Source organism: Streptomyces sp. NPDC058576 (assembly GCF_042718715.1).
Lineage (GTDB): Bacteria > Actinomycetota > Actinomycetes > Streptomycetales > Streptomycetaceae > Streptomyces.
Genome location: NZ_JBHXPF010000088.1, coordinates 1 through 22,604, shown reverse-complemented (window position 1 = coordinate 22,604; position 22,604 = coordinate 1). Strand labels below are relative to the sequence as shown.

Annotated in this window: 23 protein-coding genes; 17 read left to right on the top strand and 6 right to left on the bottom strand. The window is 72.4% G+C overall.

Annotated features, from left to right (window positions below; genetic code table 11):
- The first annotated feature begins 217 nt into the window (after positions 1–217).
- Positions 218–511 carry a hypothetical protein gene (locus ACFWRV_RS34140; RefSeq protein ID WP_384339799.1) on the top strand — a complete coding sequence of 98 codons (294 nt, stop codon included), beginning with the start codon at positions 218–220 and terminating at the stop codon, positions 509–511.
- A gap of 8 nt (positions 512–519) precedes the next feature.
- Positions 520–762, top strand: a complete 243-nt coding sequence (locus ACFWRV_RS34135) for a hypothetical protein (protein ID WP_384339798.1) — start codon at positions 520–522, stop codon at positions 760–762.
- A 74-nt stretch (positions 763–836) separates the two neighbouring features.
- On the opposite strand, the gene ACFWRV_RS34130 is transcribed toward ACFWRV_RS34135, so the two are convergent.
- A complete protein-coding gene (locus tag ACFWRV_RS34130) occupies positions 837–1,826 on the bottom strand; it encodes a helix-turn-helix transcriptional regulator (protein ID WP_384339797.1) in 990 nt (329 codons plus the stop codon).
- 166 nt (positions 1,827–1,992) lie between these two features.
- Here ACFWRV_RS34130 and ACFWRV_RS34125 point away from each other — a divergent pair, with 166 nt between their 5' ends.
- Positions 1,993–2,298 carry a helix-turn-helix transcriptional regulator gene (locus tag ACFWRV_RS34125; protein ID WP_384339796.1) on the top strand — a complete coding sequence of 102 codons (306 nt, stop codon included), beginning with the start codon at positions 1,993–1,995 and terminating at the stop codon, positions 2,296–2,298.
- A gap of 98 nt (positions 2,299–2,396) precedes the next feature.
- Here the strand turns inward: ACFWRV_RS34125 and ACFWRV_RS34120 are convergent, their stop codons facing one another.
- Together ACFWRV_RS34120 and ACFWRV_RS34115 are read right to left on the bottom strand one after the other, a co-directional pair.
- Positions 2,397–2,930 carry a hypothetical protein gene (locus ACFWRV_RS34120; protein WP_384339795.1) on the bottom strand — a complete coding sequence of 178 codons (534 nt, stop codon included), beginning with the start codon at positions 2,928–2,930 and terminating at the stop codon, positions 2,397–2,399.
- Between the two features lie 132 nt (positions 2,931–3,062).
- Positions 3,063–4,841, bottom strand: coding sequence for an ABC transporter ATP-binding protein (locus ACFWRV_RS34115; protein WP_384339794.1), 1,779 nt, complete (start codon positions 4,839–4,841; stop codon positions 3,063–3,065).
- Positions 4,842–5,034: 193 nt separating this feature from the next.
- Here ACFWRV_RS34115 and lxmA point away from each other — a divergent pair, with 193 nt between their 5' ends.
- The 11 genes from lxmA to ACFWRV_RS34060 all read left to right on the top strand — a co-directional run bounded on the left by lxmA (position 5,035) and on the right by ACFWRV_RS34060 (position 15,772).
- A complete protein-coding gene (gene lxmA / locus ACFWRV_RS34110) occupies positions 5,035–5,250 on the top strand; it encodes a lexapeptide family class V lantibiotic (RefSeq protein WP_124268919.1) in 216 nt (71 codons plus the stop codon).
- Positions 5,251–5,343: 93 nt separating this feature from the next.
- Positions 5,344–5,958 carry a peptide terminal cysteine decarboxylase LxmD gene (gene lxmD, locus ACFWRV_RS34105; RefSeq protein ID WP_384339793.1) on the top strand — a complete coding sequence of 205 codons (615 nt, stop codon included), beginning with the start codon at positions 5,344–5,346 and terminating at the stop codon, positions 5,956–5,958.
- On the top strand, positions 5,955–6,989 hold the full coding sequence (locus tag ACFWRV_RS34100; RefSeq protein ID WP_384339792.1) for a hypothetical protein: 1,035 nt from the start codon (positions 5,955–5,957) through the stop codon (positions 6,987–6,989). The genes lxmD and ACFWRV_RS34100 overlap by 4 nt, the downstream gene beginning before the upstream one ends.
- Entirely contained in the window at positions 6,986–8,233 is a 1,248-nt protein-coding gene (gene lxmK, locus ACFWRV_RS34095) for a class V lanthionine synthetase subunit LxmK (protein ID WP_384339791.1), read from the top strand. The genes ACFWRV_RS34100 and lxmK overlap by 4 nt, the downstream gene beginning before the upstream one ends.
- Positions 8,230–9,234, top strand: a complete 1,005-nt coding sequence (locus ACFWRV_RS34090; protein ID WP_384339790.1) for a T3SS effector HopA1 family protein — start codon at positions 8,230–8,232, stop codon at positions 9,232–9,234. The genes lxmK and ACFWRV_RS34090 overlap by 4 nt, the downstream gene beginning before the upstream one ends.
- Before the next feature lie 5 nt (positions 9,235–9,239).
- A complete protein-coding gene (locus ACFWRV_RS34085; RefSeq protein WP_384339789.1) occupies positions 9,240–10,106 on the top strand; it encodes a class I SAM-dependent methyltransferase in 867 nt (288 codons plus the stop codon).
- Between the two features lies 1 nt (position 10,107).
- On the top strand, positions 10,108–11,718 hold the full coding sequence (locus ACFWRV_RS34080) for an insulinase family protein (RefSeq protein WP_384339788.1): 1,611 nt from the start codon (positions 10,108–10,110) through the stop codon (positions 11,716–11,718).
- The gene (locus ACFWRV_RS34075) at positions 11,715–13,166 is read left to right on the top strand and encodes a M16 family metallopeptidase (protein WP_384339787.1); all 1,452 of its coding nucleotides are present in this window, start codon (positions 11,715–11,717) and stop codon (positions 13,164–13,166) included. The genes ACFWRV_RS34080 and ACFWRV_RS34075 overlap by 4 nt, the downstream gene beginning before the upstream one ends.
- Positions 13,163–14,197 carry a F420-dependent peptide dehydroalanine reductase LxmJ gene (gene lxmJ / locus ACFWRV_RS34070; RefSeq protein ID WP_384339786.1) on the top strand — a complete coding sequence of 345 codons (1,035 nt, stop codon included), beginning with the start codon at positions 13,163–13,165 and terminating at the stop codon, positions 14,195–14,197. Before ACFWRV_RS34075 ends, lxmJ begins: the two co-directional genes overlap by 4 nt.
- A gap of 71 nt (positions 14,198–14,268) precedes the next feature.
- A complete protein-coding gene (locus tag ACFWRV_RS34065) occupies positions 14,269–15,033 on the top strand; it encodes an ABC transporter ATP-binding protein (RefSeq protein ID WP_384339785.1) in 765 nt (254 codons plus the stop codon).
- Positions 15,026–15,772: an ABC transporter permease gene (locus ACFWRV_RS34060; RefSeq protein WP_384339784.1), complete on the top strand. Its 747-nt coding sequence runs from the start codon at positions 15,026–15,028 to the stop codon at positions 15,770–15,772. The genes ACFWRV_RS34065 and ACFWRV_RS34060 overlap by 8 nt, the downstream gene beginning before the upstream one ends.
- 82 nt (positions 15,773–15,854) lie before the next feature.
- On the opposite strand, the gene ACFWRV_RS34055 is transcribed toward ACFWRV_RS34060, so the two are convergent.
- Positions 15,855–16,844 carry a LuxR C-terminal-related transcriptional regulator gene (locus ACFWRV_RS34055; protein WP_384339783.1) on the bottom strand — a complete coding sequence of 330 codons (990 nt, stop codon included), beginning with the start codon at positions 16,842–16,844 and terminating at the stop codon, positions 15,855–15,857.
- 129 nt (positions 16,845–16,973) lie between these two features.
- Positions 16,974–17,819: a helix-turn-helix transcriptional regulator gene (locus ACFWRV_RS34050; RefSeq protein WP_384339782.1), complete on the bottom strand. Its 846-nt coding sequence runs from the start codon at positions 17,817–17,819 to the stop codon at positions 16,974–16,976.
- A 453-nt stretch (positions 17,820–18,272) separates the two neighbouring features.
- Between ACFWRV_RS34050 and ACFWRV_RS34045 the strand changes: the two genes are divergently transcribed.
- Positions 18,273–18,593, top strand: coding sequence for a (2Fe-2S)-binding protein (locus tag ACFWRV_RS34045; RefSeq protein ID WP_384339781.1), 321 nt, complete (start codon positions 18,273–18,275; stop codon positions 18,591–18,593).
- A gap of 121 nt (positions 18,594–18,714) precedes the next feature.
- Here ACFWRV_RS34045 and ACFWRV_RS34040 read toward each other — a convergent pair whose 3' ends face one another.
- Positions 18,715–19,122, bottom strand: a complete 408-nt coding sequence (locus ACFWRV_RS34040) for a pyridoxamine 5'-phosphate oxidase family protein (RefSeq protein ID WP_384339780.1) — start codon at positions 19,120–19,122, stop codon at positions 18,715–18,717.
- A 160-nt stretch (positions 19,123–19,282) separates the two neighbouring features.
- On the opposite strand from ACFWRV_RS34040, the gene clpB reads away from it, so the two are divergent.
- On the top strand, positions 19,283–21,883 hold the full coding sequence (clpB, locus tag ACFWRV_RS34035) for an ATP-dependent chaperone ClpB (RefSeq protein ID WP_384339779.1): 2,601 nt from the start codon (positions 19,283–19,285) through the stop codon (positions 21,881–21,883).
- A 129-nt stretch (positions 21,884–22,012) separates the two neighbouring features.
- The gene (locus ACFWRV_RS34030; RefSeq protein ID WP_384339778.1) at positions 22,013–22,561 is read left to right on the top strand and encodes a YbjN domain-containing protein; all 549 of its coding nucleotides are present in this window, start codon (positions 22,013–22,015) and stop codon (positions 22,559–22,561) included.
- Positions 22,562–22,604: the final 43 nt, after the last annotated feature.

The following is a 22,604-nucleotide window of genomic DNA, read 5'->3' as shown; positions in this document are numbered from 1 at the left end:
GAAGAACACCACGTGTTCTTCCGCCCCGGCCGTCTTCCTGTGTTCGGGTGCCTCCGCGATGCCGTGTGGTCGTGGTGGCCGATGGCTGGCACCAAGTGGCCGGATTCGTGCAGCAAGTTGACAGTGATCGCCGCCCGGAGCGGCTCGGTCCGCTGCCAAGGTGGTGCGTGTCGGCGGGAACGAGCCGACGAGACACGTGACGTACGGGGAGGAAGATATGGGCGTCTACGCGTTCACCGGAAGGACGATCGGTACGGGGGGACTGCTCCTGGGACTGGTTCTCGGAGCGGCCGTCGCACCGGCCCACGCGACCGCCGGTCCCGGGGTCGGCACCGTTTCCGGGGCGGCCGCACCGCTGACGACGGGGGCCGGGACCGGGATCGGGGACCGGGGCGGGGAAGTCGTCCTGGAGGTGAAGGAGGCGGTCAACCGGCTGCTCTGCGGGGCACCGCTGCCGAAGCCGCTCGCACCGTTCATGGGCAAGGTGAAGTGCGTCAACGGCTGGCAGTAGAAGACCCGGTGGAGATCACGGTGGCGCGTGTCTCCACCGACGCCGCGCCCGCCGGAATCGCGGTGCTCCGGCTCATCGGGATGCTGCCCGCGCAGTGGGAGTGCGGCCAGCGCATCGAGGAGGACCGGATCACCGTCCTGGTGCGCGGCTCCGGGCGGGACGATGGGGAGGTGACCGGCGTACGGGAACGGTGCGCGGAGGCGCTGCGGGACCGGACGCTGGAGGGGTGGGTTCTGGAAGGGGCCGGTTAGGCCCTCCGCCGCCGCCTCCGGGTGCGTGTCCGGTGCTTCCCGGGGGCGGGATCCGGACGGCCGCGCCCCGGGGCTCAGATCCAGCCCCGCTCGCGGGCCAGCAGGGCCGCGTGCGGACGGCTGGTCGCGCCCAGGATGCGGAGCACGTCGGCGACATGGCGGCGGTACGTCCGTACCGAGATGTCCAGGTTCCGTGCGCCCGTCTCGTCCTTGGCGACCCGGCACATCTCCTCCATGACGCGCTGCTCCATCTCGGACAGCACGTCGGAGGGGGCGGTGTGGGTGTCGATCAGAGTGGAGAGGTCCGTGGACTCGGCCCAGATCTTCTCGAACAGGGCCAGGATGTTGGAGACCAGGCCGGCCTGCTGGGTGACCAGCGCGCCGCGCGAGGTGTCCGAGGGGTCGACGGGCACCAGGGCCGTACGGCGGTCGTACACGAGGATCCGCTCGGACAGCGTGTCCGCGGCCCGGATCGATGCCCCCTGCGCGGTGAGTTCGCGGAGGTAGGCGACGGTGGGCGGGTGGTCGAGCGCTTCCCGCAGTACCACGCTGCGGATCTGCACGCCCCGGCGCAGACACCGGGTGTCCAGGGGGCGTGCGTGCGCGATGTTCTCGGCGGTGAGGGCGGTGTACGGCTCGACGGAGAGGATCTCCTGGCGTGCGAAGAAGGCCAGGTCGTCGATCCGGTCGCGGATCTGCCGGAGCACCTCCAGCCGCTCGATGCCCTGGGTGGCGAGGGGGCGGGTCTGCTGTTCGGCGGTCAGCTCGGCGATCAGGTGCCGGGACCTGGTGACCTGGTGGAGCTGTTCGTGCAGCTCGCGCAGCCGTATCTCCGTGAGCCGCTCGACCGCGGTCTCCGGGGCGGCCGCCGAGACGCCGTGCTCCTCGGTCCGCAGCAGGCCCAGCTCGTCGAGGCGGGCGAGGGCCTTCTCCACCTCCTCACGAGGGCTGTGGAGGAGCACCCCGATGTCCTCGGTGCCGGTGCCCGGATTGCGGAGGAAGTGCCGGTAGGCGCGCTCCTCCGTGATGTCCAGGCCGAGTATGGACAGGCTTCCGCCGTTCACCGCTGCCGCCCCCCGCGTGCCGCACGACTACCGACGGCGCACTGCGGCACGGGTCAAATGCCGCGCAACCGTCGAACCGATGAGGGGAAGGGTAATCCATAGGTAAAGCAGCAGGTAGTCCCGGTCGTCCGGGTGACGGGCGCGGGACGGGGGACGGTGACGATCAATGGAGGAGACTGCTGTGACGATGATGGCCGACGAACAGATGAGGACCGGTGGACGGGCGGGGGCCCACGGCGGCGGCCGGCGGGCGATGGACTTCGCCACGCTCACCGAACGTGAGCTGGAAGTGCTCGTGCTGCTGGCGAGCGGGGAGCAGAACCGCTGGCTGGCCCGGAGACTGGGCATCACGGAACGTACCGTCCGGGCGCACACGTCGAGCATCGTGCGCAAGCTGAAGCTGAAGTCCCGGTTCGAGGCGGCGATCGTGTCGTATCTGCACGCGGACGACATCAGAGGGCTGCGTCCGTGATCTGACGTCGGACCGTGGCATGCGTCCTGCCGCGTCGAAGTCCCCTGCCGGAAGTCTCACTTCCGGCAGGGGACTTCGGGCGTGCGTCTCCATCCTGCCTAGGGCAGGGCAGCGCTGACCGCGTCCACCAGCATCATCCACATCGGCTGACCGCCCGTTCCGAACGCCGCCGACAGCGCGTAGCCGATGGCCGCGTCGCGGGGTTCGGGGGTTCCGGCCTCCTCCTGCCATTCGGCTATCACCCGGCGGTCGCCGTCCGAGGAGAAGTCCCCGAGGTGCTTGCCGTCGCGGGTCAGCTTGCTGAACGGGATCGAGTTCGGGACGAGCCGGTAGTGCGTGCCCGCGTGATGGACGTCGACCCGGTACGTCTGCCGCCGGAGCTTGCCCTTGCCCGGCTTGATCGTCGCGCCCTCGCCGTCCACCGTGATCGTCAGGTGCCGGGGGTCGCGGGTGCCGATGACGATGTGGTCGTCGACCTCCGCTTCGAGGGCGCGGACGATGGTGACGGTCGGGATCCGCTCGCCGCTGACGACGAGCTTCTCCCGCTTGTCGCCGAGGAGTTCGACGGAGATCTCCCCGTAGTGGTCGTCCTCGGTGGAGGCGGGCAGTGGGAGGGAGGCGGTGTCGGTCATCTGGATCCTTGAACCCTTCGGTCGTGCTGGGGGGGGGGTGTTCGCGGAGCATCACTGCCGTACGGAGTCACTGGCGGGCGGCTCACCGGCGTACGGGAATTGTCCCAGGAGCGTGCCGTGTTCCGGTGCCGGTCAGTGAGTTCCCGCGGTCGCGACCGCCGGACCGGCGGTCAACTGCGTTGCGGTGAGGTCTTGGTAGAGGGCGCTGCGCTCCAGCAGCTCCTCGTGCCGTCCGTGGTCGCTGACCCGGCCGTTCTCGAACAGCACCAGCCGGTCCGCCGTGGTGACCGTCGAGAGCCGGTGCGCGATGAGGAGCACCGTGCAGTCGCGCGCGGCCTCCTCCACCGTGCGGCGCAGCGCGGTCTCGCTGAGCCCGTCGAGATGGGCGGTGACCTCGTCGAGGAGCAGGACCTGCGGGCGGCGCAGCAAGGCCCGTGCGATGGCCAGGCGTTGACGTTCGCCGCCGGAGAGGGCCAGGCCGCGGGCGCCGACAGCCGTGTCGAGGCCGTCCGGGAGGGAGGCGACGAAGCCGTCGAGCAGGGTGCGGCGGAGCACGTCGGCGACGGCCTCGTCGCCCGCGTCCGGCGCGGAGTAGAGAAGGTTCTCCTTCAGCGTGCCCGCGAGCATCGGGGAGTCCTGCTCGACGTAGGCGATCCGGCGGCGCAGTTCGGCCCGGCCCAGGGAGCGGATGTCGGTGTCGTCCAGCAGGATGCGGCCGTCCTCGGTGTCGTAGAACCGCTGGATCAGCGAGAAGACCGTGGTCTTGCCGGAGCCGGACGGGCCGACGATCGCGGTGACCTTCCCCGCCGGCGCGACGAAGCTCGTGCCGTCCAGGACGGGCGTGCGCCCCTCGTAGCCGAAGGTCAGCCCGTCGACCGTGACACGCGGCGGCGGGCCGGAGGGCGCCTGCGGCGTGCCGTCCACGTCGTCCTCCGCCGCCATGGACCGCACCTCCTCGATCCGGGCCAGCGCGCCGAGCCCCTGCTGCAGAGCGGTGGTGCCGCCGACCAGGGAGAGGACCGGGCCGCCCAGGTTGAACAGGTAGAGCAGGAAGCCGATCAGCGCGGCCAGTTCGAGGGTGCCCATGGCGACCAGCGCACCGCCGAAGCCGATGACGGCGAGGAACGAGGCCTGGACGATCAGCCCGGCCAGCACGGCGATCAGCGCGTGGTACCGGGCGCCCTTGAGACCCGCCCGGTAGGCGCGTCTCGCGGCCTCGGTCGCCCGCTCGGTCTCCTTCGCCTCGCCGCCGTTGGCCTTGACCGTGCGGGCCGCGCCGAGCGAGCGGTCGAGTGCCGCGCCGATCTCGCCGACGGAGGTCTGCGCCTCCGTGGTGACCCGCTTGATCCGGGGCATGACGACGCCCATCGCGATGCCGACGACCACCAGCACGGCGGAGGTGATGCCGAGCAGCGGCAGGCTGACGATGCCCATGAGCACGATCGTGGCCAGCAGGTGGATCGACCCGTCGACGAGCTGGATGAGACCGCTGGTCGCCGCGTGCTGGACCAGCGTGCTGTCGGAGGTGACGCGCGTGGTCAGCCCGCCCGGCTCGGTGCGGTCCAGCTCGGCGGTGCGCAGACGTATGAGACGCGCGATCAGGCCGCGGCGGACCTGGAGCACGACGCGTTCGGCGGTTCGCTCGCTGAGCCAGGACTGCAGCCAGGTCAGTCCGATGGATGCGAGCAACAGCCCTGACAGCAGGAGGATGTCTTCCCGCAGCCCCTCACCCGTCATGAGCTTGGCCAGCACCGACTGGATGACCAGCGGCTGAGCCAGGCCGGCGGCGCTGCCCGCCAGGGTCAGAGCCAGCACCGTGAGGAGGATGCCGCGGTGCGGACGCGCGTACGAGAGCAGCGCCCGCAGTGCGGGCCGCTCCGCCGGAGACTGTTCTGCGTCAGGTGTGTTCACACCCGTAGTTCTATCCTCTTCCACCCGCGCGGGGAACTGTCGTTTGCGGCAATGCCGTAAGAGCCAATGGTGCGGACCTGGTGGCGTGGGTCAACATTCTTTCTGTCCGCAACGGACGCCGGTAAACCAGGCATCGGAGAGATGCGCGAAGTGGCCGGTCGTCAATTCCCTTTCATTACACGAAGGAAATCTCATGCAGAACGTCACCGAGAAGGACCTGTTCGACGGCTACACCGCCTACACCTCCGCCGAGGAGCTCGGCCTGCACGACGGCAAGGAGGCCGCCCCGGCGTTCAGCCCCACCATCCCGTGGGCCATCCGCGCCACGATTATCACCGCGCGTTCCTCGCAGCAGTGCGCCGCCGCTCTCGGCTCGCTCGCCGCGAAGACCGTCGAGAACAAGTGCTGACCAGCGACTCTTCGCTGTGAGCCGCGGGGGTCGGCCGGAGATGCGGTGCGCATGCTCCGGCCGGCCCCGGCCCCAACGCGCACAGGAGGCGTCGTGGAGGAACAGCAACGGGACTTCGAGCGCATCCTCGTCGTGGGGACGGGAGCCCTCGGCGTCGCCTTCCTGCCGTTCTGGATCAACTGGCTCGGGAATTCCTTTCCCGACACGGAGAAGCGGGTCGCGCTGACCCGTTCCGCATGCCGATTCGTGTCGCCGGACGCGGTGGCCGTGCTCTCCGGAAAAGAAGTCTTCATCGATGACTGGAACGCGTTCTCCGGTATCGATGTGCCCCATGTGGACATCGCGGAATGGGCGGATCTGATCCTCGTCCATCCCGCCACCCTGAATTTCGTCGGCCGCTTCGCCCTCGGGGTCGCCGACACCCCGCTGATGGTCGCCCTGCAGACCACCCGCGCCCTGGTCGGCGTCGCCCCGTCGCTGCCGCCCGGAGCGCTCGGGAGCCCGGTCGTGCAGGGGCACCTGGCGGCGCTGCGCGAGCGGCCCGGAGTGGTGCTCGCCCCGACGATCCCCGCGCGGAGCGCGCGTACGGGTGAGGTGGAGGACGGCGGCTCGGCACCACTGAACGAGCTGTACGACCTGTGCGTTGCCCACCGGAAGGGCGGCATCGGCGAGGGCGTCGGCGCGGACGCGGCCGGGGGCTCGTCGTGAACGTGGCACGTCCTCCGACCGTCCTGGGTGATCCGGTCGCCGCGTACGGAACCGGCCTTCAGGTCACCCGGGTTCACCAGGCGCCCGACAGCGGCCTCGGCGGTACCGGCGACTTCCTGTGGTGGCACGGGCCGGGCCCCAGGCGCATCGGCCCGCTCCGCGTGCCCGCCTTGGCGGCCGCCCTCGTACCGGATCTGGAACCCGCCGCGGGGACCGCGCTGCTGGCCACCGGCACGCCGTACGGAGACGGCCTGCTCCACCGGGCTGCCGGGTCCGCCTCGGCCGCCGCCTGGCTGCGGGACCCCCGCCCGCAGGCCGGGCGGCTCGTCGCCCACTCCCTCGCCGCCGCCGCGCGGGCGCTCCGGGCCCTGCACGGGGTCCCCCTGCCCCCGGGCCCGCAGCCGCCCCCGCCCCCGGGGGTGGAGCGACTGCGGGCGTGGGCGTCCGGTACCGGGCCGCCCGCCCCGGCGGCCGCGCGGCTGCGCCGGCATGCGCGGGAGATGTGGGGCGGCGACCGCACGGAGCGGCTGCTGGGCTGGGCGGACGATGCCGTACGCCCCTCGGGCCCCGGAGCTCCGGTCGTGCCGCTCCACGGCTGGGCGTCGACCGGCTCGCTCGTGCCGCCCCGGAGCCGGGGCCGGGTCGCGCTGCTCACCGGTGAGGACCTGGGCGCGGGCCGCCGGGAGCTGGACCTGGGCTGGATGCTGGGCGACCTCGTCGAGCTGGCCTGGTCCTCGCCGCTTCACCGGGCGGCGGGGGAGAGCGCGAAGCTGCTGTCCGTCACGGCCCTCCAGCGGGTGTTCCTCGGTGCGTACGACGCCGACGGGAGCGAGGGCGGTGACCACGGGCCCGCGGGGCCGGTGTACGACCCGGTGGCCGTCGGGCGCTGCGCCGTCCTCCGCGTCGTCACGCACATGCAGGACTTCGCCACCTACTGCGAGTGGAGCGACGAATTGCTCGACTATCTCGCCTTCACTGCCGAGCTGATCGATGAGGAGGGCCGCCGGGCGGTCCCCCGAGGAGTGTCATGACGACCACGACGAGTACGACGGCCGCCCCGGTGGACGCGCCCGCGCTGATCAGGTTCCGGCCGACCGGACTCGACACGGCGCCGGAGGTGAACGCGCTGCTGGAGCGGCTGGGCCTCGGGCCCTTCGCGCCGGACGGGCTGACCGCCTTCGGCGGCCGCAACGACAACTGGGCTGGTACGACCACCCGCGGCCAGCAGGTCTTCGTCAAGACCGTCGCCCGGGCACCCGACGGCAGCCGGCCCGAGATCGACCGCGCCCTCGCCTTCGAGGCGTCGGCCGCCCGGCTGCCGGCCGGTTCGCCGCTCCGCACCCCCGAACACCTGGGCACCGACCGGGACCTGGCCGTCAGCGCCTTTCGGCTGCTGCCCGGGTCCCGTTCGGGCTCGGAGGTCGCGTTGGACGGCGACTTCGACGAGGCGCTGTGCCGGGAAGCCGGGCGGGCCGTCGCCACGCTGCACACGCTGGGGACGGTGGACGGCGAGGACCCGGCTTCGGCCCCCGCCATCGACACCGGCGAAGCCCCGCTGCCGCCGATGCGCTGGCTCCGGGCCTTTCCGTGGAGCGAGGTCCAGGACCGCAGCATGGCGCAGATCGCCGCCTGGAAGCTCGTCCAGGACGATACGGAGGTCGTCGCCGCGCTCCACCGGCTGCGGGAGCGGGAGCGTACGGCACCGCACACCCCCGCCCACTGCGACCTGCGCTTCGACCAGTTCCTCGTCCACGACGGGGCGCTCTACCTGTGCGACTGGGAGGAGTTCCGGCTCGCCGACCCGGCCCGTGACGTCGGCGCCTTCGTCGGCGAATGGCTCTTCCAGGCCACGTACTCCGTCTTCGCGCCGACGGGCGAGCCCACCACGGCGCAGGATGCCGTCGCGCTCGGCTTCGACCTGGCCCACGAGGAGATCGTGGAGCGCGGCGCGGCCGGACTGCGCCGCCACATCCCCCGTATCGCGGCTTTCTGGGAGGGCTACACCGAGTGCCGCACCCCGGACCCCGAACTCGCCGCACGGGCCGTGGGGTTCGCGGGGTGGCATCTGTATGACCGGCTCATCGCCACGGCGCAGGCGCACGCCGTCCTCAACCCGGTGGCGCGCGCCGCCGCCGGGATCGGGCGGACGCTGCTGCTGAACCCGGCGGGTGCGGTGGCCACCCTGCGCCTGGCCGACTCCGCTGTGCCGCATGCCCCTGTGCCGCATCCTGCCGTGCCACACCCCGCCGACGCCCCTTCAGGGAGCCCCCGATGACGCTCACCCCCGCCCCGGTCCGGCCGGCCGGGCTCGCCCCTCGGCTCGTCGCCGCGCTCGACCTCGTGCACGTCACCGCCGACGGTCTCGAAGCGCGGGTCGCCGGGCGGACGCTGAGCGCGGACAGCCCGCGCGATCTGCGCGGCCGTCTCACCAACGCGCTGTACGAGGAGTTCCACGCCGGGAACGGGGCGCACCGCCGGAACGCGGACGCCGCTCCCCGCCGCACGCTGCGCGACTCCGCGCTGGAACGCCGCCTCGCCGCGGCCGTCCCGCACCCCACGACCCCGGTCACCGGACGGCTGCTGGAGGTCGGGGAGGGCGGCGAACTGGTCGTACGGCTGCCGGAGATCACCGCACGGCTCACCGCCGACCGGCTCATCGGCCCCGCCGCACCCGTACCGGGCGAACTGGTGCAGGTCGCCCTGGAGGCGGCGCGGCCCGCCCTCTCGCCCGGCTTCTTCTACGTGATGGGTTCGCGGCCCCTGCCGGTCCCCGCGGGCCCGGTCCGCCGCCTGTTCCTGCACGCCCGCGACGCGGACGCGGCCGTCGGGCTGTGGGCCGCCGCGCTGGCCGCCCTGGAGGGCGCCGGGGCGCGGTACCACGCCAAGGTCCTGTCCGACGAGGACGACTACCCGCGCCGTGACAGCGTCGTCGTCTATCTGCACGGCGACCACGCACCGGCCGAACGGGCGGTGGCCGCCGCCGTACGGGACCTGCCGGGGCTCGGCGGCGACACCTCGCTGTTCACCGCCCGGCTCGCCCCCGGCGTCGCCGCCGCCTGGGACCCGCGCGACCCGCGCCCCGGCCGCGACGGCATGAGCTTCGGGCAGCACCGCAGCTTCGCGCTGGCCACCGCGCTGGTCGACCACGCCCAGGGGGCCGGCGCCGGGGACCTGGCCGATCACGTCGTACGGGCCTTCCGCGCGGCGGGGATCGACCCGGAGCACCCCGAGAACAACCTCGCCGCAACCCCCTCGACCGCGACCGCTGGAGTGTGAGCCCGATGACCACGACGACCGAGACGACGGAGAACCCCGAGACCATGGAGACGGTGGCGCTTCCCGAAACCGAGGCTGCGGGCGACGGCGAACAGGCGGCGGCCGCAGGGGGGTTCGGTGCGGCGATCACCGTCGCCTACAGCGACGCGCTGGCCGGTGTCTACGACGACATCTACCCGAGCACCCCGGACCTCGACGACATCGCGACGTACCTGCTCACCCTCGCCGCACCCGGCGCGAGCGTCCTCGAACTCGGCGTCGGCACCGGCCGGGTGGCGCTTCCGCTCGCCGAACGCGGCTTCGACGTGACCGGTGTCGAGTCCTCCGAGGGGATGCTGGCCCGCCTCGCGGAGAAGGACCCCGAGGGCCGGATCACCCCGGTGCACGGCGACTTCGCCGGGCTCGACCTCGGTCGCCCCTTCGACGTCGTCCTCGCTCCGTTCAACGTGCTGTGCTGCGCGATGGCGGTCGACGAGCAGATCGCGCTGATGCACGCCATGGCCCGGCACGTCACGGCGGAGGGGCACGTGGTCATCGAGACGTTCGACCCGAGCGACTACCACGTTCAGAAGAAGAACGAGGTCACCACCTATCCGATCGGGGCGCGCGGGGCGCTCATCGAGTCGGTGGGGGTGCTGCCCGCCTCGCAGAACATGATGCTGCAGAGCACCCTGTTCCTGGACGGCGACGCCCCGAAGTCCGCGACGACCGTGATGCGGTACGTGTGGCCGGGCGAGCTGGACCTGCTCGGCGCGATCGCCGGCCTGGAGCTCGTCGGCCGGTACGCGGGCTGGCGCGAGCAGCCCTTCGACGGGGGCGACAGCCGCAAGATGTGCGTGTCCGTGTTCCGCCCGCTGAACCAGGCCGGTTGAGATGAGCCCGAAGCTGTCCGTGCTCCCCGGCGGGCTGCGGGTGTGTGTCGAGGCGGTCCCGCAGTACGGGCGGGGCCTCGCCGCCGTCGCGCTCACCGTCGCGGCGGGCGGCGACGACGACCCGGCCGGACGCCACGGTACGGCGCATCTCGTCGAGCACCTGATGTTCCCGCGCTCCGGCCGGGAGGGTCCCGCCGAACCCGCCGGGGAGGGGTACGCGGCGCTGGTCGCGGGCGCGGGCGGGATCTGCAACGCCGAGACCCACCGGGACCACACGGTCTTCCACACCACGGTCCCCGCCGAGCTGCTGCCCGACGCCCTGTCCTGGGAAGCCAGCCGCCTGCTCGGCTTCGCGCCCACGGAGGACGTGATCCGTACCGAGACCGACGTGATCGGCGAGGAGATCCGCGGAGCGGGGGACGCCGGCCGGTACTGGGAATCGGCGCTGGGTGCGCTGTACCCGGGCAGCAGGGACAGCTTCGGTACGCCGGCGGAGCTGGCGGGCATCACGGCCGGTGAGGTGGAGGCGTTCTTCCGGTCGCACTACACGGCACCGCGGATGGCCCTGTCGGTCGTGGGGGACGTGGACCCGGCGCGGGTTTTGGCGGTGGTGCGTGAGGTGTTCGCGGGGGTGGGGACGCCGGAAGGGCATGCGTCCACCGGTGCACTGCCGCCGCCCGGGGCAGCGCGCCCGCTCCCCGTCGCCCGCCGGGAGATCCGCCGGGAGGTCCGCGCAGCGGGAGAGATCCGCGCTGCGGGGGTGGCCCGTACTGCGAGGGAGCCCCGCGCCGCCGAGCAGACCCATGCCGCGAGGGAGATCCGCACCGCCGAGGAGGCCCGCGTCGCGGGGGTGCGTACCGCCGAGGAGACCCGCGCCGCCGAGCAGACCCATGCCGCGAGGGAGCCCCGCGCCGCCGAGGCGCCCCGCTCCGCGAGGGAGATCCGCACCGCCGAGGCACCCCGCTCCGCGAGGGAGCCCCGCACCGCGAGGGAGCCCCGCGCCGCCGAGGCGCCCCGCACCGCGACGGAGATCCGCACCGCGCCCCTGCCCGCCGTGCGCCCCGGCGTCGCGGTCGGGCATCCGCTGCCCGACCCGGTCGCCGACCGCCCCGCCTACCTCGCCCACGCCGTGCTGGCCCAGGTGCTCGGCCGGTCCCGGCTGTCCGCGCTGGCCCGGTCCGTGCGAGACGGGCACCGCCTCACCTCCGCCACCGTCACCTGCGGCTACCACGGCCAGTGGCTCGCCTCCGCCGCGCCCGACCTGACCCTCGCGGCGCTCGGCCGGGCCCCCGGCACCGAGGTCGGTGCGGCCGTCGACATCTGGCGGTCGGTCCTGCGAGCCGTGGCCGACGGGCCCCTGCCCGAGGCCGAGCACCGGCGGGCGGTGAACTCCCTGCTCGTCGCCTGGCACCGGCAGGCCGACTCGCTTCCCACCCGAGCCGTCGCTCTCGGCCGCGACGCCCTGCTCCTGCCGCGCTCGGCGGGACCCGACGCGCTCCCCGCCGAGCTTCGCCGCACCACACCCGCCGAGGTGGTGGCGGCGGCCCGCGCGCTGCTCGAAGGACCGGTCACCGTGACCGAACTCGCCCCGCAGAAAGGCACCGTCGGATGACCCGGGCCCGTACCGCCGCGCTCCCGACCGGCGTTCCCCCCACCCTGCCCCTGCCCGCCACCGGGCCGCGCACCACCCTGTCCGCCGATCTCCCCACCGGGCTGCGCGTGCTCGCCGCGCACGCTCCCGCCGCCCCGCTCGCGGAACTGCGCCTCGCCATCCCCTACGCGCGCACCGAACCGGGGCTCGCCGCCGCCCAGGAACTGCTCGCCGCCTGTCTCGGCACGGGCAGCCGGGACCGCACCCGGCAGGACATCGCCGACCGGGCCGCCGACCTCGGGGCGGAGCTCAGCACCGTCGTCACCGCCGAGTCCCTGATCCTTTCCGTCAGCGTGCTGGCGCCGGGCCTGCCCGGTGCGCTCGACCTGCTGGCCGAACTGCTGCTGCGCCCGCGCTACGAGGAGGGCGAGGTGGCCCTCGCCCAGCGCCGGGCGGCCGCCGCACCGCGCGCGCCCGCGCCCCGGATTCGGCTGCGCCGCGCAGCGCTCGCGCACGGGTTCGGGCCGCACCCGTTGTCCTCGGAGGCCGGGGGGACGGCACCGCTCCTGGATGTGGTCTCCCTGCTTCCCGACGACCTCCTGGACCTCCACGCCCGCGCCGTCGTGCCCGGCGGGTCGTCGCTGGTCGTCCTCGCGGGCGAGGAGCCGGACTCCGTGCTGCGCCTCGTCGGCGAACGGCTCACGCCCTGGTCGGGGGGCCCGTCGGGGCTCACCCTCCCGCCGTTCGCACGCCCCGTCCCGCGTCCGGGCCCGGTGGAGCTCACGGAGCCGGGGACGGGTACCGCCGGGGACGGCCGCCGCGACGCCGTCGGGGGGCAGTCCCTCGTCCTGACCGTCGGGCCCGGCGTCCCCACCGCCGATCCACTGCACGCCCCCTTCCACCTCGCCCAGTTGCTGCTGGGCGGGTACGCCTCCGCCCGGCTCGCCCGGCAGGTGCGCGACCGGCACGGGCTCGCGTACGACGTCTCCGCCGGTCTCCGCGAGAACGGGGCGGGCAGCTGGCTGGAGATCGCGTGCGCGGGAGCGCCGGGCGGCGCGGGCCGGATCGCCGCCGAGATCACCCGGTGTCTCCGGGACCTCGCCGAGGACGGCCCGTCCCGGGAAGAGGTGGACCGCGCCCGCGCCTACGCGGCCGGCTTCACCCGCTTCGCCCTCGCGACCCGCACGGAGGAGGCGAGCGCGCTGGCCGGGTTCGCCGCGGCGGGGCTGGAGCCGGACTGGCTGGACGGCTACCGGGACCGGATCGCCGCCGTCACACCCGAGCAGGTGGCGGAGGCGGCCGCCCGCCACCTGGCTCCGGACCGGGCCGTGGTCGCGACGTACGAGCCGGGGACCACGGCGGTCCCGGCGCGCACGGACCCGCACATGCCCGCTCACACCCCTGCCCCCGCCGCCGCCCGGACCCCCGCCCTCGCCGTGCCCCACGACCAGAAGGATGTCCACCCGTGAACCCGGCCGTCCTCTACCCCCTCCAGCCCGACCACCCGGAACTCGTCGCCCCCTTCGCGGCCCTCGTCCGGCGCACGGGGGCCCGCCGTCTGTGGATGTGCCAGTCCTTCCAGGCCGAGACGCACCAGGTGCTGGCGTATCTGGCGGGCGCGGGGCACACGGTGCCGGTCGGAACGAGTGTGACCCTGCTCCCGCTGCGGCACCCGTACGAGGCGGCGCTCCAGGCCCGTTCGCTGGCGCTGCTCACCGACCAACCGGTCGTCGCGGGCTTCGGCATCGGCAACCCGGACTTCGTGGCGGGCCTGACGGGGCGCCCGTACGGCAGTCCGCGTACGGCGGTCCGCGACTACCTGCGCTCCGTACGCGCCCTGCTGGACGGGGAGCGGGTCGAGGTCAGCGGCCCGTACCACCACCTCGACGGCGCACTGCCGGTGCTCCCGCACGCGCCGCGGGTCGAGGTGGGGGCGGGCGTGCTGCGGCCCGGGATGGCGCGGACGGCAGGGGAGGCCGCGGACGTCGCGATCACCTGGATGACGCCGCCGGGGTATGTGGCGGGGACGCTGCGGCCCGCGCTGGAGGAGGGGGCCGCCGCGGCCGGCCGGTCACGGCCGCCCCGGATCGCCACCGCCGTCCACGTCGTCGTCGACCGGCCGGGACGTGACGTACGCGCCCTGGCTCTCGCCGCGACCGCCGGGCACCGCGAGGCGCCGCACTACGCGGCGATGCTCCGGGCGGCCGGTCTCACCCTCGACCCGCACGACCCGGCGGGCAGCGCGGACGCCCTGCTGCGTCACCGGGTGGTCGTGGCGGGCAGCGCGCAGGAGATCGCGGACGCGCTGGACGCGTACCGCCGCAGCGGGGTGGACGAGGTGCTGCTCAACCCCACGGGAGTGCTCCTCGGGGAGGGGGTGCACGCGGCCGTGGAGGACATGGAGGAGATCCTCGCCGCCTGCCGCAGCTTCCTGCCCGACGATCGGCAGGAAGCTGCGTCCCTGGAGCCACGGGAGCGGCCTGACCAGCTGGTTGGCTGAGGAAACCCCACCGACGCGTGACCGGCGTCCGTGCGGACCGAACTGACCGAACGGCAGGACAGGAAGAACACGTGCGACCAGAGCATCCGCCCCAGGCAGGGGGAAGCGTCGTCTTCGACGGCGTGAGCAAGAGGTTCGGCGACCACCAGGCCCTCGACGGCGTGAGCTTCGCGCTGCGGCCGGGCAAGGTCACCGGCCTGCTCGGGCCCAACGGGGCAGGCAAGAGCACCCTGCTGAGAATTCTGCTCGGGCTGGCCCGCCCCGACGCGGGGAGCGCCGAGGTCCTGGGCGGCGAGCCGCTGTCCGCCCAGGAGCGGGCGCAGCGGGTCGGCGTGGTCATGGACGCGATCGGCTTCCACCCACGGGTGACGGTCCGCCGTCAGCTGGAGATATCCGCCCGTTCGCTGGGTCTGCCGTCCTCGCGTATCGCCGAGGTGATCGGTCAGGTCGGCCTGGACGGTGCGGAACGCAAGTGGGTCAAGGCGTGCTCGACGGGCATGCGGCAGCGCCTGGCGCTGGCCGTCGCCCTGCTCCCCGACCCCGAACTCCTCATTCTGGACGAGCCGTTGAACGGTCTTGATCCGGACGGGATTCGCTGGATGCGCCGCCTGGTCGAGCGCTCCGCCGGCGAGGGCCGGACGGTGCTGATCGCCAGCCACATGCTCTCCGAGGTCGAGCAGAGCGTGGACGACGTGGTCGTGCTGCGCCGCTCGGTGCTGTTCACGGGCTCTCTCCAGGAGCTGGTGCGGCGCGGCGGCGGCCGCCTGGAAGACGCCTACTTCGCACTCGTCGAGGGCGCGGACACCGCGCCGCGTCCGGAGGTCACCCGTGCCTGAGGTCCTGCGCAACCAGCTCTCCGCCGAACTCCTCAAACTCCGTACGGGGCTGGCCCTCCCGGCGCTCCTCCTGGTGGCCCTCGCCTTCTGCGCGCTGGGTCAGCTGGGCCTGGTGTACGCGGAGTCGGACCCCGCGTCCGCGGGCGCGGAGCTGACGGAGGACATCGTCGGGCTCGGCGCGTCCGCCGCGCTCTTCGCGACGCTGCTCGGGGCGCTGCACGTCACAGGCGAGTTCAGCTCCGGTTCGATCGGCCGCACCGTGCTGTACGCCCCCGGCCGCTCGGCCGTCGTGGTCGCCAAGCTGCTGGCCACGACGGTGTCGGGCCTGGTCTTCGGCGTCGCGGCGGTGGTCTGCTCCCTCGCCGTCGGTTACGCGGCGCTCGCGGCGAAGGACTCCGGGCTGACCGTCGACGGCTCCACCTGGACGACCGCCGCGGCCGTCCTGACGATCTGCACCCTGGCCGGCCCGTGGGGCGCGGCGATCGGCTTCGTCGTCCGCAACCGGCTCGCCGCGGTCCTCGGCCTGGTCGTCTGGGGCACGCTGGGCCAGGTACTGGTGCTGGGCCAGCTTCCGGAGGTGGGCCGATTCCTCCCGGAGGGCGCCCAGTTCGCCCTGCTGGGCGACGCCTCCGGCTTCCCGGACGCGCTGGCGGCACCGTACGGTCTGCTGCTGCTCGTGGGCTGGACGGCGGCGATGTCCCTCGCGGGCACCCGCCTCTTCACCCGCCGCGACGTCTGAGAACGACCGCCGCCCGGGCGTGGCCGCGCACTCCCCGGTGTGCGGTCACGCCTCGGTGCCGGGGGGCACCGGTTCCGGTGCGTCAGTGCTCGCGGCGGTCGGCTTCCACGACGCCGGACCGGACGAGGAGGGCACCGAGGTGGGTGCGGCTGGTGGCGCCGAGGGTCTGCATGAGTCGGGCGATGTGGGCGCGGCAGGTGCGGACGCTGATACCCATCTTGCGGGCGACGACGTCGTCGACGTGGCCTTCGGCGAGGAGGCGGGCGATGCCGCGTTGTACGGAGGTGACGGGGACATCCGGTGCGGCCGTGTGCTGGTTCTCCGCGAGCGGGACTGCCTGCGCCCACAGGACTTCGTAGACCTGGATGAGGTAGGCGACCAGGGCCGGGTGTCCGATCCGCAGGGCGGTGTTGCGGTCGGCGGATGCGGGGATGTAGGCGACCGTCCGGTCGATGATGATCAGGCGCTCGACGGTCAGCTCGGTGGTGCGTACCTGTAGGGACTGTTCCGGTACCTGGGCGAGGTAGCCGCGGACGGAGCTGCTGTACCGGGCCGGGTGCTGGTAGATGTGCCGGATCCGTGCGCCGCGCCTGATCGCGGTGTGGGCGTTGGCCAGAGCCGCTTGCAGCGTCTCGGGAGGGCGGTCGCTGCCGGGCTGAGCCGTGAGGATCTCCTCGGTGGCCGTGGTGGTGGCCTCGTCGAGGGACGCCTGGATCGTCGCGATGCCCTCCAGAACGGTGATCGCCAGGTTGGGGTCGCTGTGCGCGACGGCGGTCAGCGGCAGGAGCGACCGGCTCAGCGTCCCGGCGATGCGCAGACGCTCGTCGATCTCCCGGGAGACGGGTTGCAGCAGATGGGCCAGTGCGGCGGACGGCGGTACGGGACGCAGCCAGGAGTCGTCCCACGGGTCGGGATGAAGCAGGGACAGGTCGATGAGACAGGGAGCGGAGGCGACTTCGGCACGCGCCAGCCGTCCTTCGCGCAGGGCGGCCTCGTACAGGCGGATCGCCGGATCACACAACTCGGCTTTCCCGTGCGGAGAGTGTCCTGTTCTGTGGTCATCGCTGCCCATGTGGAACCCCCCTGCTTCATGCAGTGCAACAAGTGGACGGTGGCGTCAGCCTAGTTGTGGAGGGATGGTGGACACGTCGGCGGAGCCGAGGGCCAACTCCGGGGGTCGGGGCGGGAAACCGGCCGACCGTCAGGAATCCGACTCCAGAATTCCTGATCGCGCGATCAGATAGCCGAGTTGGGCTCGGCTGGTGCTGCCGAGCGTGGCGTTCATCTTGGCGATGTGCGCACGGCAGGTGCGGACGTTCATACCGAGGCGACGAGCGATCGAATCATCGACGTGGCCTTCTACGAGGAGCTGGGCTATCGATCGCTGGACGCCGCTGATTCCTGCCGGGGTGGGGTCGTAGAGGACCTCCTCCAGGAGCGGGGTGGCGCGTTGCCACAGCTGCTCGAAGACCCTGATGAGGTAGGAGACGAGTCCCGGATGCCGAAGTTCCAGAGCGACGGTCCGGTCGTCCTGGGCCGGGATGAATGCCACGGTGCGGTCGAAGATGAGCATGCGCTCGACCAATTCCTCCAGGGTGCGGATCTCGACCCCTTCGGCGAGACGCTCCGCGTAGACGAACGTGCCCTGGTGGTGTCGCACGGTGTGCTGGTAGAGGGTACGAATCCCGACACCCCGGTCGACCACGGCCTTGCCGCGCTCGAGTCCCTTGCTGAGGATGTCCTCACTGCGGCCGCCCCCGGGCTGGACGGTGAGTACCTCGTGGTGGCATTCGGCGGTGGCCACGTCGATGGCCGCGTTGATGCGTGTGCTGCCCTCCAGCACGGTGATGGCGTGGGTGGTGGGGGGATCCTGAGCACTGATGTCCATGAAGGGTTCGAAGGACTCGGTCAGGTCCAGGGAATGCCGTCTGCGCTCCTGGATTTCGCGTTCTATGGGATGCAGCCGTTGCGCGAGGGCGGCGGAGGGTGGCACGGGTCGGAGCCAGGCGACGTCGTCGGGATCCGGGTGGAGCAGGGCGAAGTCCATCAGGCACGGGGCTGGTTCGGCGTCGGCGCGAGGTATGCGGCCGGATCGCAGTGCGCTGGCGTAGATGCGCTGTCCCGCATCGCACAGTTCGGTGATGCCGTGAGGATGTGTCTCTTTTGACTTACTTGTGGCCATATCTCCACCCCCCATGTTCCTGAACCTACAGGAACATGATGCATCGACCTGGTGGTGTTCGAGTGCCCAGGTGGGACATCGTCTTGGTGCGGGGGAGATGAATCCATCAAGTGAGGACGAAGCCGAAATGTATAAGCGAATGCTTCGCTCGGTGCTTGCCACTGCGTTCGTAGCGGCCTTGGCCTTCGGGGCCCTGTCCGGACTGGGGACCGAGGACATTACCTGGGGCGCCCCGGCGGCTGCTGCATCGGCGCCGACAGCACAGGCGGCCGTGCCCGGCGATATCACCTGGGGCATCGGTTCGGCCCGAACGGTCGCATGAGCACCCCGCCGGACGACCGCACCTTCCGGCGCGAGATGGCAACCGCCTATCGCTCAGGGTGGCATTTCATCGATCTGCTCACGGCCCTCCCCCGCCGTGGCGACTCGTTGATGGTCACCCTGTTCGGAGAGCCGATCGTCGTGGTGCTGGAAGAGGACGAGGACGTCCGCGCCTATCGCTGTCTCCGCCGGCCCCGCGGCGCGCCGCAGCCGGTCCGCTGTGCCGTCAGGTACGGCATGATCTTCGTCAACCTCGATCAGCGGGACCACGAGCTGATCGACGCAGAACCCCTTTCCGCCACCCCCCGCAGTGCCTGAGCGATTCCCCCGTCGTCACCCATCGCTCCGGCGCTTCCCCCACACAGCGGCGCCACCGTGACCTGAACACGGTGGCGCCGTTGTGCTGTCTCCGTCCGGGTGGGCGGCGGGCGGAGCGTGGTCAGGCCTTGCCGAGCGCCCGGTCGAGGGTGATCTCGATGACGACCCGGGTCGGGTTGATCCGGGGCGCGCGGCCGTAGCGCTCCTCGTGGCGGGCCTCCGCGTCCTTGACGGTCTCCGGCTCCGTGCGGATGACCGCGCGGCCCTCCAGGGTCGCCCAGCGGGCCCGGTCGATCTGGCAGACGGCCACGCGTGCCCCGTCGGGGCCGGCCGCCCGGATGTGGGCGACCTTGCGGCTGCCGCCGTCGGTGATCACGCGCGCCACGCCGGCCTCCGGGTCGTACGTCACGCAGACCGGCACCACGTGCGGCGTGCCGTCCGGGCGGGGGGTCGTCAGGGTGGACAGGTGGCTCTCGCGCCAGAACGCGAGGTACTCGGGTGTGGGGTTGCGTACGTCTGCCTGGGCCATGGGGGCAGCCTAAGCCGACGCGGCACCGGGCAGGTGCTGAGCCGATGCCGCACCGGGGCCGGTACGCGTGCATGCCTTGCCTTGAGTGGAGTAGACTCAACTTTGTTTCGTCGAGCAGGTCAATGCGATGACTCACCGCTGCGAGGAGGAGTAACCACACGTGGACGCCGAGCTGACCAACAAGAGCCGGGACGCCATCAACGCGGCCACCAGCAGGGCCGTGAAGGACGGGCACCCCGACCTCACCCCGGGGCATCTGCTGCTCGCGCTCCTGGCGGGTGAAGGCCGGCAAGCAAGCGCGAACATCATCGACCTGCTCGCCGCCGTCGAGGCCGACCAGGCGCTGGTGCGCGGCGAGACCGAGCGGCTGCTCGGGACCCTGCCCAGCGTCACCGGGTCCACCGTCGCCCCGCCGCAGCCCAACCGTGAGCTGCTCGCCGTCATCCAGGACGCCGCCCAGCGGGCCGAGGAGCTCGGCGACGACTACCTCTCCACCGAGCACCTGCTCATCGGCATCGCCGCGAAGGGCGGCCGCGCCGGTGAGATCCTCGACGGGCAGGGCGCCAGTGCCAAGAAGCTGCTGGCCGCATTCGAGACGAGCAGGGGAGGGCGCCGGGTGACCACACCCGACCCGGAGGGCCAGTACAAGGCCCTGGAGAAGTTCGGCACCGACTTCACGGCCGCCGCGCGCGAGGGCAAGCTGGACCCGGTCATCGGCCGCGACCAGGAGATCCGCCGCGTCGTGCAGGTGCTGTCGCGCCGGACGAAGAACAACCCTGTGCTCATCGGTGAGCCGGGCGTCGGGAAGACCGCCGTCGTCGAAGGGCTCGCCCAGCGCATCGTCAAGGGCGACGTCCCCGAGAGCCTCAAGGACAAGCGGCTCGTGTCGTTGGACCTCGGGGCGATGGTCGCGGGCGCGAAGTACCGCGGCGAGTTCGAGGAGCGTCTGAAGACCGTCCTCTCCGAGATCAAGGAGAGCGACGGCCGGATCATCACGTTCATCGACGAGCTGCACACGGTCGTCGGCGCGGGCGCCGGCGGCGACTCCGCCATGGACGCGGGCAACATGCTCAAGCCGATGCTGGCCCGCGGCGAGCTGCGCATGGTCGGCGCGACGACGCTCGACGAGTACCGCGAGCGCATCGAGAAGGACCCCGCCCTGGAGCGCCGCTTCCAGCAGGTGCTGGTCGCCGAGCCGTCCGTCGAGGACACCATCGCGATCCTGCGCGGCCTCAAGGGCCGTTACGAGGCCCACCACAAGGTGCAGATCGCGGACTCGGCGCTGGTCGCCGCCGCCACCCTCTCCGACCGCTACATCACCTCCCGCTTCCTCCCCGACAAGGCCATCGACCTGGTCGACGAGGCCGCGTCGCGGCTGCGGATGGAGATCGACTCATCGCCCCTGGAGATCGACGAACTCCAGCGTTCCGTCGACCGGTTGCGCATGGAGGAGCTGGCCCTCAAGAACGAGTCCGATCCCGCCTCCAAGCAGCGTCTGGAGAAGCTGCGCCGCGACCTCGCCGACAAGGACGAGGAGCTGCGCGGTCTCAACGCCCGCTGGGAGAAGGAGAAGCAGGGCCTCAACCGGGTCGGTGAGCTCAAGGAGCGCCTCGACGAGCTGCGCGGGCAGGCCGAACGGGCGCAGCGCGACGGCGACTTCGACGCCGCCTCCAAGCTGCTGTACGGGGAGATCCCCGGCCTGGAGCGGGAGCTGGAGGAGGCCGCCGCGGCCGAGCAGGAGGCCTCGAAGGACAAGGACACCATGGTCAAGGAGGAGGTCGGACCGGACGACATCGCGGACGTCGTCGGCGCCTGGACCGGCATCCCGGCCGGGCGGCTGCTGGAGGGCGAGACCCAGAAGCTGCTGCGGATGGAGTCCGAGCTGGGCAGGCGGCTGATCGGCCAGAGCGAGGCGGTGCAGGCAGTCTCCGACGCCGTACGCCGCACCAGGGCGGGGATCGCCGACCCGGACCGGCCCACCGGCTCGTTCCTCTTCCTCGGGCCCACCGGCGTCGGCAAGACCGAGCTGGCCAAGGCGCTGGCGGACTTCCTGTTCGACGACGAGCGGGCCATGATCCGCATCGACATGAGCGAGTACGGCGAGAAGCACAGCGTCGCCCGCCTCGTCGGCGCCCCGCCCGGTTACGTCGGGTACGAGGAGGGCGGCCAGCTCACCGAGGCCGTCCGCCGCCGCCCGTACAGCGTCGTCCTCCTGGACGAGGTCGAGAAGGCCCATCCCGAGGTCTTCGACATCCTGCTCCAGGTCCTCGACGACGGCAGGCTCACCGACGGCCAGGGCCGCACGGTCGACTTCCGCAACACCATCCTGATCCTCACCTCCAACCTCGGCTCCCCGTTCCTGATGGACCCGCTGGTCAAGCCCGAGGTGAAGAAGCAGCAGGTGCTGGACGTGGTGCGGGCCTCGTTCAAGCCGGAGTTCATCAACCGGCTGGACGACCTGGTCGTCTTCTCCGCCCTCTCCGGCGACGAGCTGGCCCACATCGCCGGGCTCCAGATCGACCGGCTGGCGGCCCGGCTGGCCGACCGGCGGCTCACCCTGGACGTCACGCCCGAGGCGCTGGCCTGGCTCGCCGAGGAGGGCAACGATCCGGCGTACGGGGCGCGGCCGCTGCGCCGGCTCATCCAGACGGCGATCGGCGACCGGCTCGCCAAGGAGATCCTGTCCGGTGAGGTCCGCGACGGTGACACCGTACGGGTGGACCGGGCCGAGGACGGGCTGATCGTCGGCCGCGCCGGCTGAGGAACCGCCCCGCCGGCCCCTTTCCGCACCCGCCGCGTGTCAGCTTGTGGCGGATAGGGGCCGTGCGGGCTTGCCATGCCCCGCCCGCCATGGGAGAGGATGGCCGCAACCGCACGAAGGGAAATAACGGTGAGCATCGATCCGTCCTCGATTCCTAATTTCGGGGGCCAGCCCGAACCGCAGGCGGCAGGACCGGAGGGCCCCGTCGTCCCTGACCAGGACCTCGTCAAGCAGCTCCTCGACCAGATGGAGCTGAAGTACGTCGTCGACGACGAGGGCGACCTCGCGGCGCCGTGGGAAGAGTTCCGGACGTACTTCATGTTCCGGGGCGAGGACGAGCAGCAGGTCTTCTCGGTCCGTACGTTCTACGACCGCCCGCACGCGCTCGACCAGCGTCCCGTCCTGCTGGACGCCATCGACGACTGGAACCGCCGCACCCTGTGGCCCAAGGTCTACACCCACGCCCACGAGGGCGAGGAGGGCGAGGCGGGTTCCGTCCGGCTGATCGGTGAGGCGCAGATGCTCATCGGCACCGGCGTCAGCCTGGAGCACTTCGTCTCCTCGACGGTGAGCTGGGTGCGCGCCTCGATCGAGTTCGACAAGTGGCTCGTCGAGCGCCTCGGCATCCAGCCCGCCGAGGGCAAGACGGAGGACGGCGAGGAGCCCGCGGGCGCCTAGTCCCCCCAGCGACGGATACGGCCCGGGAGACGGTCTTCACGAC